Annotated in this window: 17 protein-coding genes; 9 read left to right on the top strand and 8 right to left on the bottom strand. The window is 59.3% G+C overall.

Going from position 1 to position 18,699, the window contains the following annotated elements; translation table 11 throughout:
* Nucleotides 1-615 precede the first annotated feature (615 nt).
* From ACXHXG_RS16350 to ACXHXG_RS16340, 3 genes are all read right to left on the bottom strand, one after another.
* Nucleotides 616-1,935: a glucoamylase family protein gene (locus ACXHXG_RS16350; protein WP_104827979.1), complete on the bottom strand. Its 1,320-nt coding sequence runs from the start codon at nucleotides 1,933-1,935 to the stop codon at nucleotides 616-618.
* A gap of 123 nt (nucleotides 1,936-2,058) precedes the next feature.
* Nucleotides 2,059-4,521: a phosphoketolase family protein gene (locus tag ACXHXG_RS16345; RefSeq protein ID WP_457899972.1), complete on the bottom strand. Its 2,463-nt coding sequence runs from the start codon at nucleotides 4,519-4,521 to the stop codon at nucleotides 2,059-2,061.
* A 480-nt stretch (nucleotides 4,522-5,001) separates the two neighbouring features.
* On the bottom strand, nucleotides 5,002-5,136 hold the full coding sequence (locus tag ACXHXG_RS16340) for a CBS domain-containing protein (protein WP_283052530.1): 135 nt from the start codon (nucleotides 5,134-5,136) through the stop codon (nucleotides 5,002-5,004).
* Between the two features lie 264 nt (nucleotides 5,137-5,400).
* Here ACXHXG_RS16340 and ACXHXG_RS16335 point away from each other — a divergent pair, with 264 nt between their 5' ends.
* Both ACXHXG_RS16335 and ACXHXG_RS16330 read left to right on the top strand, forming a co-directional pair.
* Nucleotides 5,401-6,090, top strand: coding sequence for a GntR family transcriptional regulator (locus ACXHXG_RS16335; RefSeq protein WP_104827575.1), 690 nt, complete (start codon nucleotides 5,401-5,403; stop codon nucleotides 6,088-6,090).
* Nucleotides 6,091-6,092: 2 nt separating this feature from the next.
* Nucleotides 6,093-6,797, top strand: a complete 705-nt coding sequence (locus tag ACXHXG_RS16330; protein ID WP_245464128.1) for a GntR family transcriptional regulator — start codon at nucleotides 6,093-6,095, stop codon at nucleotides 6,795-6,797.
* Nucleotides 6,798-6,799: 2 nt separating this feature from the next.
* Here the strand turns inward: ACXHXG_RS16330 and ACXHXG_RS16325 are convergent, their stop codons facing one another.
* Nucleotides 6,800-8,689 (bottom strand): bifunctional sugar phosphate isomerase/epimerase/4-hydroxyphenylpyruvate dioxygenase family protein, encoded by a 1,890-nt coding sequence (locus ACXHXG_RS16325; RefSeq protein WP_457899971.1) that lies wholly within the window; start codon nucleotides 8,687-8,689, stop codon nucleotides 6,800-6,802.
* A gap of 232 nt (nucleotides 8,690-8,921) precedes the next feature.
* Between ACXHXG_RS16325 and ACXHXG_RS16320 the strand changes: the two genes are divergently transcribed.
* From ACXHXG_RS16320 to ACXHXG_RS16290, 7 genes are all read left to right on the top strand, one after another.
* Nucleotides 8,922-9,752, top strand: coding sequence for a transporter substrate-binding domain-containing protein (locus ACXHXG_RS16320; protein ID WP_104827577.1), 831 nt, complete (start codon nucleotides 8,922-8,924; stop codon nucleotides 9,750-9,752).
* A 107-nt stretch (nucleotides 9,753-9,859) separates the two neighbouring features.
* Nucleotides 9,860-10,309: a type II 3-dehydroquinate dehydratase gene (gene aroQ / locus ACXHXG_RS16315; RefSeq protein ID WP_457899970.1), complete on the top strand. Its 450-nt coding sequence runs from the start codon at nucleotides 9,860-9,862 to the stop codon at nucleotides 10,307-10,309.
* Nucleotides 10,306-10,974: an amino acid ABC transporter permease gene (locus ACXHXG_RS16310; protein ID WP_457899969.1), complete on the top strand. Its 669-nt coding sequence runs from the start codon at nucleotides 10,306-10,308 to the stop codon at nucleotides 10,972-10,974. Before aroQ ends, ACXHXG_RS16310 begins: the two co-directional genes overlap by 4 nt.
* Before the next feature lie 7 nt (nucleotides 10,975-10,981).
* Nucleotides 10,982-11,626 (top strand): amino acid ABC transporter permease, encoded by a 645-nt coding sequence (locus tag ACXHXG_RS16305; RefSeq protein ID WP_104827580.1) that lies wholly within the window; start codon nucleotides 10,982-10,984, stop codon nucleotides 11,624-11,626.
* 79 nt (nucleotides 11,627-11,705) lie between these two features.
* Nucleotides 11,706-12,434 (top strand): amino acid ABC transporter ATP-binding protein, encoded by a 729-nt coding sequence (locus ACXHXG_RS16300; protein ID WP_457900023.1) that lies wholly within the window; start codon nucleotides 11,706-11,708, stop codon nucleotides 12,432-12,434.
* 18 nt (nucleotides 12,435-12,452) lie between these two features.
* The gene (locus ACXHXG_RS16295; RefSeq protein ID WP_457899968.1) at nucleotides 12,453-13,532 is read left to right on the top strand and encodes a Gfo/Idh/MocA family protein; all 1,080 of its coding nucleotides are present in this window, start codon (nucleotides 12,453-12,455) and stop codon (nucleotides 13,530-13,532) included.
* A complete protein-coding gene (locus ACXHXG_RS16290; protein WP_457900022.1) occupies nucleotides 13,525-14,352 on the top strand; it encodes a shikimate dehydrogenase family protein in 828 nt (275 codons plus the stop codon). Before ACXHXG_RS16295 ends, ACXHXG_RS16290 begins: the two co-directional genes overlap by 8 nt.
* A gap of 49 nt (nucleotides 14,353-14,401) precedes the next feature.
* Here ACXHXG_RS16290 and urtE read toward each other — a convergent pair whose 3' ends face one another.
* From urtE to urtB, 4 genes are read right to left on the bottom strand one after another with little or no spacing between them, the layout of a single operon-like run.
* Nucleotides 14,402-15,097 (bottom strand): urea ABC transporter ATP-binding subunit UrtE, encoded by a 696-nt coding sequence (urtE, locus tag ACXHXG_RS16285; protein WP_285169449.1) that lies wholly within the window; start codon nucleotides 15,095-15,097, stop codon nucleotides 14,402-14,404.
* 1 nt (nucleotide 15,098) lies between these two features.
* Nucleotides 15,099-15,854, bottom strand: coding sequence for an urea ABC transporter ATP-binding protein UrtD (urtD, locus tag ACXHXG_RS16280; protein ID WP_457899967.1), 756 nt, complete (start codon nucleotides 15,852-15,854; stop codon nucleotides 15,099-15,101).
* Between the two features lie 4 nt (nucleotides 15,855-15,858).
* Entirely contained in the window at nucleotides 15,859-17,028 is a 1,170-nt protein-coding gene (urtC, locus tag ACXHXG_RS16275; protein ID WP_104827584.1) for an urea ABC transporter permease subunit UrtC, read from the bottom strand.
* Nucleotides 17,025-18,650 carry an urea ABC transporter permease subunit UrtB gene (urtB, locus tag ACXHXG_RS16270; protein ID WP_457899966.1) on the bottom strand — a complete coding sequence of 542 codons (1,626 nt, stop codon included), beginning with the start codon at nucleotides 18,648-18,650 and terminating at the stop codon, nucleotides 17,025-17,027. The genes urtC and urtB overlap by 4 nt, the downstream gene beginning before the upstream one ends.
* Nucleotides 18,651-18,699: the final 49 nt, after the last annotated feature.

Below are 18,699 nucleotides of genomic sequence, written 5' to 3'. Positions count from 1 at the left end.
ACACCGGCCGATCCAGTGATCGCCAGAGGGGCTCTTCCCAAATGCACTGATTTCTCAAAGGCCGCGGTAACTTCGTGGACAGCGGCTACGTCGAAGCCATCGGTGCGCATAGGGTCGATGGCTGCCGCGGCAATATCCCGACAATCGAGGAACATGTCCGTGATGCCTGCTGGACATCGGTGCCGCCCCTTCGTCCAGGCAAGGAAACGTCGCCGATCGGCACGGTATGCGGTCAATCTCCGGACACGACGATGTCGTTCAGATCTCGGCAATGAGAATGGAATTGCGGATTACAGCCATGGGTATGATGTTGATGGCAAGGCCCGTCGCAATGTGATGCCTGATCATTGGCACTCCTCCGAGTGGTAAAATTCCTGATGAGCGACGGTCCGACAATGTTGCATTTTGGGTATTGGGGCCGGTTATGGCAAACGAGGATCTTCATGAGCGCGGCATAAGGCGCGCGTTATCCTGTCCGCTCCGGGCCAATGTTGATATTAGTGGGAATGTTCAAGCGTAATGAATAGGATTTAGCGCAGCCGCCTGATTATACAGTCCCGTAACAGGTTTGGCACCGCAACGGCAACGTTCGGTGCTTTCTTCGTAGGTTCTCTGCTATAGCCACGCGCCGGCAAATCCCGCCCGGCGCAGTCCGCGGACGACTGGCTCGCAATTGCGCGTCAGTTTCCAGAGGAAACCGGTTCTATAGTTCTCGATCATCAGCGCCACCGGACCCTGATCGATCCCAAAATGGTAAGGGCTGGTCCACCACCCCGTTGGGCTGTTCTCATCCTTGAACGTCTGATTGAAAGATGGCTTGAAACCATAGAGCCGCGTCATCCCCAGCTTCAGGGCAGCGAAATTGCGGACGGTTGGAATGACGATCTCAGGCGCAAACGGCAGGGACGCAACGACGACCCAGGGCGAGACGGTACCATCGTCCGGTCCGAAGGGTGCGCCACGCGCGACATAGTCGAAGAATTCGCGGCGCTGACCGCCAATATCCCTGGTCAGCCAGCCGGGGCCGTCGCTTGCGGTGAATCCCCAGCAGTGCTCGCCATATCCCTCGAACCCCAAGGGATTCCGGATCGCATATTCCTGCTGTACGAAGGTGGCTTGCCGACTGTTTTGGAAATAATCGCTGTCATGCTCCCGCATGAATTCATCGCGAATGTCTCGGAAATCGATCCACATATGCGAAAGCTGATGCGTGAAGAGAGGACCGGAATAAAGCAATTCGCGCCCGAAGATGTTTCGCCACTCGTAGCTTTCCGTGTAAGCTGCATAACTTTCCGGCGGTAGCGGATGGGTCGGCGAGCCAAGTCCGAGTATGTAGAGAAGCAAGCCTTCGTCATAGCCGCGCCAACGATAGGGAATGAAACCGTTTTCCGGTCGCCAGCCATGGGTCAGCGTCGCGCCGTGGTCGCACGCCCAGTTCCAATCCGCCCGCTCGTAAAGCGCCGTGGCGAGTTGCCTGACCTTCACCTCATCTTCCGAGTCCCCATCGAAATAGGTGGCGACGGTCAAAGCACCGGCAAACAGAAAGGTCGAGTCGATCGTCGACAATTCGCATTGCCACACCCGCCGCCCTGTCTCGATGTCGAGGAAATGATAGAAGAAGCCCTTGTAGCCCGAGGCATCAGGTTCCGGCCCCTGGTGGCAATGCATCAGAAATTCCAGTCGCCGCCGAGCGATCTTGGCGGCAAACTCGCGAATGACGACGCCGCGCTCAACCACGACCGGGATAGTGGCAAGCCCCATGCCGACAGCGGCGATGCTTGCCGGTGCGCCCGCTTGTGTCTTGTCGCGCACTAGCCCGTTGTCTGGGTTGGTGCATTGGAGATAGTAAAGCAACGTCGTGAACTGAAGGCGACCGAGATCCTCTTCGGTTGGCATTCGGTTCAGATCGGGATCGGTCGACTGTAGTTCCGACATGACCGACCCATCACCAAAACGCAATCGGAAGGCGGACGGCTGGTTGGCCTCCAGATGTTTCAATTGCGGTCGACCGCAACATATGTCCGCCTCCTTGTTTAACGGTCATCGGCTTATCGCCATTTAAGTATTGTCGCCTTCCGTGGACGTCGTTCCCTTCACCTGCTCCATACTCTTGACGCCCCATTTCCAGCCGCTGATCTGAGGCATGTCATCGCCATGCTCCTCGATGTACTGCCGGTGCTCAATCAGCTTCTCGCGGATCGCCTGCTTGAAGTAGGCCGCGCGAGCGCCGAGTTGCGGCAGTCGATCGATGACATCTTCGACAAGGTGGAAGCGATCGAGCTGGTTAAGAACGACCATATCGAACGGCGTCGTCGTTGTTCCCTCCTCTTTGTATCCTCGAACATGCAGATTGTCGTGGTTGGTGCGCCGGTAGGTCAGGCGATGAATCAGCCAGGGATATCCATGGAACGCGAAAATGATCGGCTTATTCTTGGTGAAAAGCGCATCGAAATCGCGATCGGGAAGCCCATGCGGGTGCTCGTTCGAAGGCTGCAGCTTCATGAGGTTGACAACGTTGACGACGCGCACCTTCAATTCGGGGATATGCTCACGGATGAGTTGGACTGCCGCAAGCGTCTCCAGCGTCGGCACGTCGCCGCAGCATGCCATCACGACGTCGGGCTCCGATCCCCGATCGTTGCTGGCCCACTCCCAAATACCGACACCTTCGGCGCAGTGCTTGATCGCCTGATCCATTGTCAGCCATTGCGGAGCCGGTTGCTTGCCAGCCACGACGACGTTCACGTAGTTGCGGCTGCGCAGGCAATGATCGGTGACGGAAAGCAGCGTGTTTGCATCCGGCGGCAGATAGACGCGGATGACCTCGGCCTTCTTGTTGACAACGTGATCGATGAAACCGGGATCCTGGTGGCTGAAGCCGTTGTGGTCCTGCCGCCAGACGTGCGAACTCAGGAAGTAGTTCAGCGAGCCGATTGGCCGTCGCCAGGGAATGTGGTTGCACACCTTCAGCCACTTGGCATGCTGATTGAACATCGAGTCGATAATGTGGATGAAGGCCTCGTAGCAAGAGAAGAAGCCGTGGCGCCCCGTCAGCAGATAACCTTCCAGCCAGCCTTGGCATTGATGTTCGCTCAGCACCTCCATTACACGACCGTCGGGCGACAGATGATCGTCCTCCGGATAAATCTCCGCCATGTAGCAGCGGTCGGTGACCTCCAGCACGTCCTGCCAGCGGTTGGAGTTGTTCTCGTCAGGGCTGAACAGCCGGAAGTTCTTGCTGCCCATGTTCAGCTTCATGATATCCCGCAGGAACTTGCCCATGACGCGAGCGGATTCCGTCGTTGTCGATCCGGGGCTCGGCACCGAGACGGCGTAGCTGCGGAAGTCCGGCATCTTCAAATCGCGCAGCAGCAGCCCGCCGTTTGCATGCGGGTTGTCGCTCATCCGGCGATGACCGCTTGGCGCCAAGGAGGCAAATTCGGCGCGCAACTTGCCATTCTCATCGAAGAGTTCTTCAGGCTTGTAGGTTTTCATCCAGTGTTGAAGGATCTGGATGTGCTCCGGTTTGTTCATGTCGCCCATCGGAACCTGGTGCGACCGCCAATAGTCTTCGCATTTCTTGCCGTCGATTTCGCTTGGGCAGGTCCACCCCTTGGGGGTGCGGAAGACGATCATGGGCCAAGCCGGACGGCTGACATTCCCTTTGCCTCTAGCTTCCGCCCAGATCCTCTTGATCTCCGCGATCGCCGTGTCCATGGCTGCGGCCAGTTGCTGCTGAACCTGGTCGGGCTCATGCCCTTCGACGAAGAGGGGGGCATAACCCATCCCCTCGAAGAATTTCCGCAGTTCCTGCTCTGGAATGCGGGCGAGGAAGCACGGATTGGCGATCTTGTAGCCGTTGAGATGCAGGATCGGCAGCACGCATCCGTCACGCGCGGGATTGAGGAACTTGTTGCTATGCCATCCCGTGGCGAGCGGCCCTGTCTCCGCCTCTCCATCCCCGACGACGCAAGCGACGATAAGATCCGGGTTGTCAAAGGCTGCGCCGTAGGCGTGGCTCAGGGCATAACCCAGCTCACCCCCTTCATGAATGCTTCCAGGCGTTTCCGGAGCGACGTGGCTCGGAATGCCGCCAGGAAAACTGAACTGCTTGAACAGCCGCTGCATGCCCTCCGCGTCCTGCCCGATATTCGGATAGACTTCGCTGTAAGTCCCTTCCAGATAGGCATGTGCGACGAGCGACGGTCCGCCATGGCCAGGCCCGATCACATAGATCATATTGAGGTCGTCGCGCTTGATCACACGGTTCAGATGCACGTAGAGCATGTTCAGGCCGGGCGACGTCCCCCAATGGCCGAGCAGACGCGGCTTGATATGCTCCCGCTTCAGCGGCTCTTTGAGCAACGGATTGTCGAGCAAATAGATCTGCCCGACAGACAGATAGTTCGACGCCCGCCAGTAGGCGTCCATCAAGCGGAGTTCCTCGGCTGATAGCGCACTTTCTACCTGGGACTTGCCTGAAAATTTCTCGTTTCTCACTGCGGTTTCAAGTGAAGTCATCTGAGCCTCCCATCAAAATGGCAATGCAGAATCTCTCCAGTTACTGTCACGCAAGCGAATGCAGCCTCACTACTCTACGATCATCGATCTTGCTGTTTCCATATGTGGAAAATGTCGTCGATGCTCTCCGGGCTCTCCATGGAATAGTGGGCGCTGCCGGCTTTAGCGGCCAATCATGGCTCGCCGCGTGCATGCCGTTAGAGGGACACCCATCACCTCATTTTTCACGGCTCATGTTCGGCTTGGGGAATTGGAACTTCCATGGCGAGTGGGCAGGGAACTGCCGAACGACATCGCCTCCATCACCCATACCATTTCGAATTGCCCCCATCCCGTTTGATTTCAGAGATATTTCTGCAACTTACCAAGCGTAAGCGGGGCGCGACAGAGGATGAGCCGAAGGCGGCGCCTGTATCATCGGAGCCAAGTGCCATGCTGGCCATTAACCCAACGCCCGATTGAAAAAATTCCACCTTCGGATCAGATCGCCCTCACTGATGAGCCCTGCCCTTCAGCGTTAATGACAGGAACGCCGCCTTCGTGATGATCGAACTTGAGCTTGGCCGCCTGTCTGACGCCGATGTCAGGCAGCGGTTTCAAAACCTTGATCGTCATCACATCTTAGGCGAGCATTCCAGTCTAGGCCAACCATACCCCACGTTGCGCCATTAGTGAAATCTAAAGTAAACCTGTTGGAACCATTCCGCAACTGCTTCCATGCCGGGTTTTTTCGTGTTGAGGGCCATTTCCCGCCGATCTGCCCGGCCCGCACTATGGATCGAGAGCGGCCGGCCGACCCCTCGCCGCAGTCATTTTGCAATTGAATTCGCCATAGTCTTCTCCTTATATAGGACGAATTCTAAAATCTCGGAGAGACCCATGCGGCAAGAAGATATCGAGGAAACCGTCGCCGAGAGCAGTTACAGGCAGATTCGTGCCGATATCATCTTCGGACGGCTTTCGCCGGGGCAAAAGCTGAAACTGGAAAATCTCAGAGGTGCTTATGGGACCAGCGTCAGCACGCTTCGCGAAATCCTCAACCGGTTGACCTCGGAGGGCCTCGTCGTCGCGGAGGGTCAGCGGGGCTTCGAGGTGGCGGGGGTCTCCGTTGCCGATCTCAGGGAGATTGCCGCACTTCGGCTTTTACTTGAGGAACATGCGCTGGAGCAATCCTTCGAACAGGGCGATGTGGAATGGGAGGCGCAGCTCGTGTCGGCCCATTACAAGCTGGCGCGCATGGAAGCGATGATGGCCTCTGGCGATACAGCCCGGGCCGAAGACTGGAAACGTTATGACTGGGAATTCCACCAGGCGCTGATAGCCGCTTGCGGCTCGCGGCTGTTGATGGAAACGCATTCCTCCGTCTTCGACAAATATCTGCGCTATCAGATGGTTGCGCTCTCCTATCGCGGCGGCGTTGCCGAAGAGGAGCACAAACAGCTATTGGACGCAGCACTCAGGCGCGACAGCAAGACGGCCAAGACGATCCTTCAGCGCCATATCCAAGCGGGCGTCGAGCATGCGCTCGGCAAGGGCCTGCTCTCCTCATCTGCCAGACTGACGAAATAACAATGGCTGCGCCGCGCAACATAGACAAACCGATGCTCAAGGCCACGGCCGAAGCCTGGGAGACCATCAGCGATGTTGTCTTCCGGCAGATCCGGCAGGACATCATTTCCGGGGCGTTGGCGCCTGGGACCAAGATCAAGCTGGAACAAGCCAAGGAGCATTATTCGATCAGCGTCTCCTCATTGCGCGAGATTCTCAGCCGCCTTGCCATGGAGAATCTCGTACTTGCCGAGGGCCAGCGTGGCTTCGAGGTGAGCCAGGCGTCGCGCAAAGAGCTGGAGGAGCTTGCCGATCTCCGCACCGTGCTCGAGACACATGCGATCGGGCTATCCTTCGCGTCCGGCACATTGGAATGGGAAGGTCGCATCGTCGCCGCCCATCACAAGCTCGCGGCGGCCGAACGCAAGCTGCTGGCGGGTGACGCTTCGCGCACCATCGACTGGGTGCGCTACGACTGGGAATTCCATCAGGCGATCGTCTCGGCCTGCAATTCGGCAACACTGATGGCCACACTTTCGTCCGTCTTCGACCGCTTCCAGCGGTATCACATGCTGGCGCAGAGCTTTCGCGGCAAGGCGGTGGTCGACGATCACAAACTGCTATTCGAGCTTGCACTGAAGCGTGATGTCGAGGGCGCAAGAGCGGTCATTCGCAGGCATATCCAGAGTGGTGTAGAGCACGTGCTGACCAGCGGCCGGATCGGCTGAGGTCACATCGCATCCTTCGGAACCCCCTCGGGCCGCATCTGCTTCTTCAGCGCCGCAATCCTGAAAATCGCATTTGGTGCCCCATAACCGCGGTAAGCACGACGTTGCACCACCTCGAAGAAGAATCCCTCGCCATAGGTGCCGCTATAGAGCTGGAAATACTCCCCCTCATCATCGCGGTCATACAGAATGTTTTCTTCCTTCAGCCGTTCGGTGAGCTCCGGCTCCAACCCGAAGCGGGCTTCGACGTCGTCGTAGTAATTGGGCGAGATCGGCAGGGGCTTAAAGCCATTGGCGCGCAGGCGTTCGGCGGTTGAAAAGATATCATCCGTCGAGAAAGCCAGATGCTGGATCCCGGAGCCGAATTTTTCGGCAATGAAGTGGCCGGCGAGTGTGCGGCGGTTTTCAGCGCCGTTCATGGTTATGCGCAAGCTGCCCGACTGGTTTTCGATTGCCTGGCTGCGCACCACGCCGGAGGGATCGATGATATCGACCATGGGGGTTTTGCGGGTCTCGAAGATCGAGGTGTAGAAGAGCAGCCAGGTCAGCATCTCGTCATAGGCGACGGTCTGGGCGATATGATCGATCTGCCGCAGGCCGGCGTCCGTGGTGGTCCCTTCTTCATTCACAGATTCAAAATCGATCTCCGAGAATCGCCCGAGCGGGCTCTTCTCATCGATGAGATAGATAAGTCCACCGCCGACACCGCGGATCGCCGGCAGTTGCAGCTCGCCCTCTGCGACGGCCTGGGCGAAGGGTTCGGCATCGAGCGCCAAGGCGCGGGCATAGGCCTGCCCGGCATCATCGACGATAAGCGCCATCGCGTAGGCAAACGTGCCATGAAGGGCATAGGCGGCATTGGCAAATCCGGCGGGATCGACATTGACGAGGATACGGATCTCGCCCTGCTGGAAGAGCGTCACCTTCTTGGAACGATGCACCGCCACCTTGCGGAAGCCGAGCGCCTCGAGGATGCCGACGAGCTCCACGGCCTCCTCGTCATCGGTCGCAAACTCGATGAAGCCGATGCCTTTGACAGCCGCACGCGCAGGCATCTCGATGCCGACAGGCGTCTCCACCTTCCGGCGGATTTGGTCGGCCAGGTAGATCAGTGAGCGATGGCCATCGGCGGCGATCGCCCGCGTCGAGCCGCCGCGGAACTGGTCGTTGAAGATCTCCAGCGAGAAGAAGCCGTCATAGCCGGTGGAGGCCACCGCCTCGGTGAATTCGGTAACGGGAAGATCACCCTCGCCCGGCATGTTGCGGAAATGCCTGCTCCAGTAGAGCAGTTCCATATCGATCAGCGGTGCATCGGCAAGCTGCACGATGAAGATCTTTTCCTTGGGGATCGAGCGGATGGAGTTGATGTCGATCCTGCGCGACAGCGAGTGGAAACTGTCGAGAATCAGCCCGACATTCTGGTGGTTGGCGCGGCGCACGATCTCCCAGGCATCGCGGTGGTCGTTGACAAAGCGCCCCCAGGCGAGCGCCTCGTAGCCCACTTTCAGCCCACGTTTTGCCGCCCGCTCTCCCAGCTCATGAAAGTCGGCGGCGGCCCGGTCGATGCCGCCAAGGGCTGCCTGCGAGACATTGGAACAGACGAGCACCATGTCGGTGCCGAGCTCCTGCATGATGTCGAACTTGCGCTCGGCACGGTCGAACGTGCGCCCGCGCAAGGTATCCGGCATGCCCTCGAAATCGCGGAAGGGCTGAAAGAGCGTAATCGTCAGGCCGAGATCCCGCGCCATCCTGCCGACATCGGCGGGACTGCCGTCAAAGGCCAGGAAATCATTTTCGAAAATCTCCACGCCGTCGAAGCCGGCGCGTGCAATCGCTTCCAGTTTTTCCGGCAACTCGCCTGAGATCGTGACAGTCGCAATCGAGGTCTTCATGGCTCTCAAATCCTCCTCGTTGGGCCGCAACGGACAAAATCATCGACCCTTATGATGGGCATTATGGTGAATGTCGTGAGGATTTCAATTCAATTGACTAAATCAAAAGTATCATATGATTTTAAAAAACTATGTTGATTTATGGGTTCTTCTCTGGCAAACATTATTGGGAACAGTCGGGAGAGGATGACTGTGAGGTCGCTTTCTACGACCGTCTAAGAGGGAGGATTTTATGCTGAAGTCTTTGCTGACGCGGCGTGGCGCCATGCTGGGCGCCGCCGCTCTCGTGGCCGCCATCGGGCTTGCAAACCCCGCTGCCGCCGTCACGCCCGAAGAAATCAAGGCCCGCGGCAAGCTGATCGTCGGCATCCAGGGCGATAATCCGCCATGGGGCTTCGTCACCAGCGCCGGAAAGCAGGATGGGTTTGATGCCGATATGGGTGCGCTCTTCGCCAAGGAACTCGGCGTTGAAGTCGAATTCGTTCCGCTCGAAGTCAATAACCGCATCCCGGCGCTGACAAGCGGCCGCGTCGATGTGCTGTTTGCGACCATGGCCATGCTGCCGGACCGCGCCAAGGCCGTCCAGTTCAGCCAGCCTTACAATGCCAATGCCATCGTTCTGATCGGCCCGAAGAACAAGTCGATCAAGACCAACGAAGACATGGCGAACCTGACCATATCCGTTGCCAAGGGTGCGGCGCAGGACACGCAGGTCACCAAGAATGCGCCGACTTCCGCCACCATCCGCCGCTTTGACGGCGATGCGGCCAGCGTCCAGGCACTTGTTTCCGGCCAGGTCGATGCCCTCGGCGGCAACATCTTCTACATGGACCGGGTGGAAAAGGCCCGCCCCGGCGAATTCGAAAACAAGCTGGAGTTCCAGAAGCTCTATAACGGCGCCTGCACGCGTCTGGGCGAAAAGGAAATCAACGCCGCGCTCAATACATTCATCGACAAGATCAAGGCCGATGGCGAATTGAAGAAGATCTACGACAAGTGGATGAAGGTGCCGGTTCCGGAATTCCCGAAAAGCCTCGACGGTATTCCGTTCGCGGCGAACTGAGCAACACGCTCCAGGCAATCCAAGCAATAAGGCGGGCATTGCAATGCCCGTCCACACCACCTTTTTGCCCAAGACCAAGAAACTAGGCTACCCCGGGTGAGGTGCATATGACCAGAACCATCTTCGTCCTCAACGGACCGAACCTCAACCTGCTGGGCGAGCGCGAGCCGCATATCTATGGCTCGACGACACTCGCAGACATCAAGCAGATGTGTCTCGCCAAAGCCGACAGCCTCGGCTTTACGATCGATTTCCGCCAAACGAATTTCGAAGGCGAGCTGGTAGAAAGCGTGCATCAGGCCCGGAAAGAGGCCTGCGGCATCATCATCAATCCCGCCGCCTATACGTTCACCTCGATCGCGCTGCTCGATGCGCTGAAAACCTTCGAGCCGCCGAAGATCGAGCTGCATATTTCCAATGTCCATGCCCGGGAGGAAATCTACCATAAATCCCTCGTCTCGCGCATCGCCACCGCCATCATGATCGGCTTTGGCGCCCGTGGTTACGAGCTTGCCATAGAGGCGATGGCCGGCATGGTGGTGGCAGCGAAAACATGAACTATCACCTGGATTTCACGCCCGTCATCGATGGCCTGCCGAGCCTGCTGCTCGGCTGTCTCGGCACATTCCTGCTTGCCATCTGCGGCATGATTCTCGCTGTCATCATCGGTATCGGCGGCGTGGCGCTCAGGGATTCGCCGATCAAACCCGTGCGCTGGCTGGTGATCGGCTTCGTGGAGCTTATCCGCAACACGCCCTTCCTGGTGCAGATCTTCTTCCTGTTTTTCGCCCTGCCGCTGATCGGCATCCGCCTCGACCCGACGCCGACGGCGATCATCGCGCTCGGCATCAATGGCGGCGCCTATGCAATCGAGATCATCAGAGGCGGCGTGCAATCCATTCCCAAGGGGCAGATGGAAGCGGGCCTGGCGCTCGGCCTGCACAAGGTCCAGGTCTTCCGGCTGATCATTCTGAAGCCGGCGCTGAGGGCGATCTACCCCTCGCTGACCAGCCAGTTCGTGCTCCTGACGCTATCGACCAGCATCGTCTCGGCGATCTCGGCTTATGAGCTCACCTCGGTGGCACAGCGCATCGAATCCGACAGCTTCCGCAGCTTCGAGGTCTATTTCACCATCACGGTCTTCTACCTCGTCATTTCCTGGCTGATGATGCGCCTCTTTGCGCTTTTCTCGGCCCGCTATTTCACCTATCCGGTCAATTGAGGGCACCATGGGCAGCGAAGAATTCATCTTCCTTCTGATCGGCCTGAAATGGACCGTGCTTCTCTCGGCCGTCGGCTTCGTCTGCGGCTGCATCGCGGGCCTCGGCGTGGCACTGGCGCGCACCTCGGGCATACCGCTTTTGGAGCGGGCGACGGCGACCTACATTGCTGTCTTTCAGGGCACTCCGCTCCTGATGCAGCTCTTCGTCACCTATTATGGGCTGGCGCTCATCGGCCTCAAGCTCGATGCCTGGGAAGCGGTGGCAATCGGCCTGACGCTGCATGCCAGTGCCTATCTCGGTGAGATCTGGCGCGGCTCGATCGCGGCCGTGCCGCGCGGCCAGACGGAAGCGGCAAAGGCGCTCAGCCTGAAATATGTCTCGCGCATGAAGGATGTGATCTTGCCGCAGGCAATCCGCATCTCGCTGCCGGCGACGATCGGCTTCCTGGTGCAGCTCATCAAGGGCACGTCGCTCGCCTCCATCGTTGGCTTCACGGAACTGACGCGCGCCGGCAACATCATCTCTAACCAGATCTTCCAGCCGCTGACCGTCTTCGGCATCGTCGGCGCCCTTTATTTCCTGATGTGCTGTCCGCTGACGATCCTCGGCGCGCGTCTGGAACGGCGCTTCAACGCCGCCCACGCGCGATAATGCAGCCACAGAGATCGATGGAAACCAGACCATGACGACAGCAACCGCCCCAGTATCGAACACGACCGCTGGCGAAACCATGATCACCATGCGCCATGTGGAAAAATGGTACGGCGCCTTCCAGGCTCTCCACGACATCAACATCGAGGTGCGCAGAGGCGAGCGCATCGTGCTCTGCGGCCCCTCCGGCAGCGGAAAATCGACCCTGATCCGCTGCATCAACCACCTGGAGACCTATGAGAAGGGCGAGATCCACGTCGGCGGCATCCTGCTCGGCAATCAGGCGAAGGCGATCGATGCGATCAGGCGCGAGGTCGGCATGGTCTTCCAGCAGTTCAACCTCTTCCCGCATCTGACGGTTCTGCAAAACTGCATGCTGGCGCCGATGCGCGCGCTTGGCGTTTCGAAGTCTGAGGCGGAAGAGCGGGCGCGCAGCCTGCTGGCCCGCGTCAAAATCTCCGAACAGGCAGCCAAATATCCCGTGCAACTATCGGGCGGACAGCAGCAGCGCGTGGCAATTGCGCGCGCGCTCTGCATGCGGCCCAAGGTGATGCTCTTCGACGAGCCGACCTCGGCACTCGATCCCGAGATGGTCAAGGAAGTACTCGATACGATGATCAGCCTCGCCGAAGAAGGCATGACGATGATTTGCGTGACGCATGAAATGGGCTTTGCCCGCCAGGTTGCCAACCGGGTGATCTTCATGGCGAGCGGCGCGATCGTCGAGGAGGCCTCCCCCGCCGAATTCTTCACCAATCCCCACCATGAGCGCACCCGCAAATTCCTCGGCGAAATCCTGCGCAACTAGGGTCGAAAGGAAGCTTTCATGCTAGATTCGTCGTGCACACGCCCGCTCGAAATTGCCGTAGTTGGCGCCGGGCTGATTGGCCGGCGCCATATCGAGGGCGTGTTGTCAGAGCCGCGCACGGCACTCGCCGCCGTCATCGACCCCTCGCCCGCCGCCCGTGACGAGGCGCGGACCAACGGCATCACCTGGTTTGCAAGCCTTGCCGAAGCGCTGGAAAAAGGGCGTCGCCCCGATGGCGTCATCGTCGCAACGCCGAACCAACTTCACGTCGCAAACACCACTGAGGTGGTTACCTCGGGCATTCCTGTTCTCATCGAAAAGCCAATCGCCGACGATAGCGAGGCGGCCGCCGGCCTCGTCAGCCTCGCCGAGCGGGCCGGCGTACCCATTCTCGTCGGCCATCACCGCCGTCATAACCCTTTGATTAGGCAAGCCAAACGCATCATCGACAGTGGCCGACTCGGGCAGATCCGCGCTGTTCACGGCAGCTTCTGGGTCGCCAAACCCGACGATTACTTCAATGTGAAATGGCGCCGAGAGCTAGGCGCCGGGCCGACCTTCATCAACCTCATCCATGACGTCGATCTCTTCCGCTATCTCTTCGGCGAAGTGGAAAGCGTGCATGCGGTGGAATCCAATGCCGCAAGGGGTCATTCGGTGGAAGACACCGTCGTCGTGCTCCTACGTTTTGAGAGCGGCATTCTCGCAACACTTACCGCCTCCGATGCCGTCGTCTCACCCTGGAGCTGGGAGATGACGGCGGGCGAAAACTCCGGCTTTCCGCAGCAGGACCAGTTCTGCTATCAAATCGGCGGCACGGAGGCCTCGCTTTCGATCCCGCAGCTTGCACTATGGCGTAACGCGCTGCGCCCCGACTGGCGCGAGCCGCTTGGCGAAGAGCGTCTTGCCGTGATGCCGGCCGACCCCCTGACCCTGCAGCTCCAGCATTTCTGCGATATCATTGAAGGCAGCGCCACGCCGCTCGTCAGCGGCCATGAGGGGCTTGCGACACTGCGCGTCGTCGAGGCTATCAAGCAATCCGCCCGCTCCGGAAAGACTGTGTTCCCTAGTCAAACGAGAAGTCATGCCCATGATTAGCGGAACCACGCGGCTGATCGCTCATCTCGGCTACCCGACGGAAAGCTTCAAGGCGCCGCTGATCTATAATCCCTTTTTCGAGGAACAGGGCATCGACGCCGTCGTCGTGCCCATGGGTTGCAAACCGGCGGATTACCCCGATTTCCTGAAGCTGATCTTCCGTCTGTCAAACGTCCAAGGCGCCCTCATCACCATGCCCCACAAGATCGCTACCATGGCGCTCTTGGACGAAATCTCCACCAACGCCCGCGTGGCCGGCTCCTGCAACGCCGTGAAACTCGGCCCCAACGGCAAACTGATCGGCGACATGTTCGACGGCGAAGGCTTCGTGCGCGGGCTGAAACGCAAGGGCCAGACGATATCAGGCGCCAAAGCCCTCATTATCGGCGCCGGCGGCGTCGGCTCTGCCATCGCGGCATCGCTCGCCAGCGCCGGCCTCGCCCACCTCGCCCTCCACGACGACAACAAGGCGTCCCTTGATGGCCTGAAAACCCGCCTCAACACCTACTACCCGGCAACCCAAGTCACGACAGGCTCAAACAAACCTGATGGCTTCGATATCGTCATCAACGCCACACCGCTGGGGATGCGCAAGGACGACCCTCTGCCGCTGGATGTGACGCGGCTAGCCCCCTCCACATTCGTCGGCGAAGTGGTGATGAAGGAGGAGATCACGCCGTTTCTGGCCGCGGCACGCGAGAGAGGATGCCGGTATCAGGTCGGGACGGACATGTTGTTTGAGCAGATACCGGCCTATCTTGAATTCTTCGGCTTTCCTACAACGACGGCAGACGAACTGAGACGAATTGCTCGGCTTTGAGAGCCATGACGATGATGCCAATTGGGAGCGTGTTGCTCCTTCCAGCTCGTCAAACGGTCAGATGGCGTCGGGCTTCCGGCGTCTCAAGCGTTTCCGCCTGCCCCTCGTGGACAATTTCGCCACGGTTCATGATATAAACGTAATCCGCAAGCTCCCGACAGAAATCAAGATATTGCTCGACTAGCAGAATTGCCATCCCGGTCGAGTCACGCAGATATTTGATCGCTCGGCCAATATCCTTGATGATTGAGGGCTGGATTCCTTCCGTCGGCTCGTCAAGGACGAGGATCTTAGGCCGCGTCACCAACGCTCGGCCGATCGCTAGCTGCTGTTGCTGGCCGCCGGAGAGATCGCCGCCGCGCCTGGAAAGCATCGATTTTAACACCGGAAAGAGCGTAAAAATCTCTTCAGGAACGAAGCGGTCCTTGCGGGCGATCGGCGCATAACCTGTTTCCAGATTTTCCTTGACCGTCAGTAGCGGAAAGATTTCCCGCCCCTGCGGCACATAGCCGATACCGAGCTTGGCGCGAGCGAAAGGGGCCATACCGTTCAGCGCAATGTCATTGAAATTAATCGTGCCATCGCTCAAGGGGTGCTGTCCCGTGACGGCGCGCAGCAGCGAACTCTTGCCGACGCCGTTGCGCCCGAGCACACAGGTGATCTTGCCCATCTCCGCCTTGATCGAGATGCCGCGCAGCGCCTGAGCGGCGCCATAATGCAGATTTGCGTTTTCGACTGTCAGCATCTCATCGCCCCAAATAATTTTCGATCACCTTCGGATCGTTGCTGACGAAATCGATCGAGCCTTCGGCCAGCACCGAACCTTCCGCCAGGCACGTCACCTTGACGCCAAGATCGCGGATGAAGCCCATGTCATGCTCGACGACTACGACGGAACGTGTCTTGGCGATCTCCTTTAGCAGCACCGCCGTCTCGGCCGTCTCAGCGTCGGTCATGCCGGCCACAGGTTCGTCGACCAAAAGCAGCTTCGGGTCCTGGGCGAGCAGCATGCCGATCTCCAGCCACTGCTTCTGCCCGTGCGAAAGATTGGCGGCCAGCTCGTCGCGCCGGTGGGAAAGGCGCACCGTGTCGAGGATTTCGTGGATGCGGTCGCGGTCTTTGGGCGTCAGACGATAGAAGAGCGTCGAAAAAACGTCGCGCTTGCGGTTGAGCGCCAGTTCGAGATTGTCCCAAACGGTATGGCTTTCGAAGACGGTCGGCTTCTGGAATTTACGACCGATGCCGAGCTGGGCGATATCGGCCTCGTCCTTCTTGGTGAGATCGATCTGGCCGTTGAAGAACACCTCGCCCTGGTCGGGCCGCGTCTTGCCGGTGATGATGTCCATCATCGTTGTCTTGCCGGCGCCGTTCGGGCCGATGATAGCGCGAAGCTCTCCTGGCTCGATGACGATCGACAGGGAATTAAGCGCCTTGAAGCCGTCGAAGGCGACCGAGACGTTGTTGAGATAAAGCATGCTGTTGGGCTTGATGTCCGGGATCATGGTCTCACTCCGCCGCCTGGATCGTCGTCTTGCCGGCTTCGGCTTCATCTTCGTCTGCTTCAGGCTTCGGGCTCACCGGTTTGCGACCACTACCGATATGCTGCGCTATCGTGCCGACGATGCCCTTGGGCAGGAACAGCGTCACCGCGACGAAGAGGCCACCGAGAGCAAAGAGCCAGAAATCGGGAAACAGACCGGTGAAAACCGTCTTGCCGCCATTGACGAGGATGGCGCCGATAATCGGGCCGATCAGCGTCGCCCGGCCGCCGACCGCCGTCCAGATGACCACTTCGATCGAATTGGCGGGCGCGAATTCGCCGGGGTTGATGATGCCGATCTGCGGCACATAGAGTGCGCCGGCAACGCCGGCCATCATCGCCGATACCACAAAGACGAAAAGCTTCATGTGCTCGACTCGATAGCCCAGGAAGCGCGTCCGGCTTTCCGCATCGCGCACGCCGACCAGTACCTTGCCGAACTTCGAGCGCACGATGGCCGATGACAGCATCAGCGCCAGCGCCAGAAACAACGCGGTGGCGGCAAAGAGCACGGCGCGGGTGCCGTCGGCCTGGATGTTGAAACCGAGAATATCCTTGAAATCGGTCAGGCCGTTATTGCCACCGAAACCCATGTCGTTTCGGAAGAAGGCGAGCAGCAGCGCATAGGTCATCGCCTGCGTGATGATCGACAGATAGACCCCGTTGACGCGGGAGCGGAAGGCGAACCAGCCGAAGACGAAGGCGAGCAGACCAGGGGCCGCCAGCACCATGATCATCGCAAACCAGAAATGATCGAAGCCGTACCAGAACCAGGGCAATTCCTTCCAATTCAGGAAAACCATGAAATCCGGCAGGATGGGATTGCCATAGGTGCCGCGCGAGCCGATCTGCCGCATCAGATACATGCCCATCGCGTAGCCGCCGAGCGCGAAGAAGGCGCCGTGACCGAGCGAAAGAATGCCGCAATAGCCCCAGACGAGGTCGAGCGCCAAGGCGAGCAGCGCGTAGGTCAGATACTTGCCGAACAGCGACATCAGGTAGGTCGGCACATGCAGCGGACTGCTTTCCGGCAGAGCCAGGTTCGACAGCGGCACGAGCACCGCGACGGCCAGCAGGATCGCGATGGCGATGCTGATACGCCGATCGAGCGAACGAAGGATAAAGGCCGTGATCATGCTTCCACCGCCCTTCCCTTAAGGGCGAAGAGCCCGCGCGGACGTTTCTGGATAAAAAGAATGATGAGGACAAGAACCAGGATCTTACCGAGCACCGCCCCCGCATAGGGTTCGAGGAACTTATTGAGGATGCCGAGCGAGAAGGCACCGACCAGCGTTCCCCAGAGATTGCCGACGCCGCCGAAAACGACAACCATGAAACTGTCGATGATGTAGCTCTGGCCAAGGTTTGGCGAGACGTTGTCGATCTGCGAGAGCGCAACGCCTGCCATCCCCGCAATGCCCGACCCCAGGGCAAAGGTGAATGCATCGACCCAGGGCGTCCGAATGCCCATGGAGGACGCCATGCGCCGATTCTGCGTCACCGCCCGCATCTGCAAGCCGAAGGCCGAGCGCTTCAGCAGCAACAGCAGGGCGACGAAGGCGCCAAGCGCGAAAACGATGATCCAGAGGCGGTTCCAGGTGATCGAGAGATAACCGAGATCGAAGGAACCAGACATCCAGGAGGGATTGCCGACTTCCTGATTGGTCGGCCCGAAGATCGAACGCACCGCCTGTTGCAGGATCAGCGAGATGCCCCAGGTGGCGAGCAGCGTTTCCAGCGGCCGGCCATAGAGGAAACGAATGACGCCGCGCTCGATGACGAGGCCGACGGCGCCGGTGACCAGGAACGCGACCGGCAAGGCGATCGCCAGCGACCAGTCGAAGAGTTCCGGATAAGAGCTGCGGATAACGCTCTGCACCATGAAGGTGGAATAGGCGCCCAGCATCACCATCTCGCCATGTGCCATGTTGATGATGCCCATGACGCCGAAGGTGATGGCAAGCCCGATGGCGGCAAGCAGAAGCACCGAGCCGAGCGACAGGCCGTACCAGACGTTCTGCACCGCATCCCAGATCGCCAATTGGCTTTGGATGCTGGCTATAGCAGCCGCGATATCGGGCTTCAGGCTGTCGTCCACGGAAACCGAGGAGAGAACCCCGATCGCATCGCGGCCGCCTTCGTTCCTGATCGTCTCGATCGCTGCCTTCTTCTGCTCCGGCGAACGATCGGAGCTTAGCACGGCAACCGCGCGCGCCCTCTCGAGCACGCCGCGGATTTCGCCATCCTTTTCGCCCTGCAACGCTGCTTCCAACGCGTCCAGCGAATCCGCGCTCGGCGATTTCAGCACGGATTGAGCCGCCTCCAATCTGACGCCGCGATCCGGGCTCATCAGCGTCAGGCCGCCGAGCGCCGCACGGACCGAGCGACGAAGATTGTTGTTGATCTTGATCTTGCTGAGATTGCCCTTGGCTTCCTGGCCGGCCGCCTGCCCGGTCAACGGATCGACCAAGGCCATGCCATCACCGGAAGATTTGGCGATGAAGACTTGATTGTCGGATTTGCGGACATAGAGATCGCCGTCCGAAAAGGCTTGCAGCGCCGGGACTACCTTGGGATCGCCGGTCTTGGCCAGGTTCTTCACGATCTCGTCGGCCTGCTGGAAGTTTGCCGGACCTAGCGCATTGATGAGGCTATGCGCATCCTCCTCGGCGCGCAGCGCGGTCGCCGCCAGCACCAGCATCAGGCAAAAGCCGGCGGCAAACGCCAAAGCCTTGCGGTAAATGAATTTGTCGAACATCGCACGTCCCCTCATGCTGTCGCGGGCAGAGGAGCCTGCCCGCGACGAT

This window comes from Rhizobium sp. LEGMi-198b (assembly GCF_054114205.1).
The sequence above is the reverse complement of the archived record's forward strand: the minus strand, read 5'-3'. Positions and strand labels throughout refer to the sequence as shown.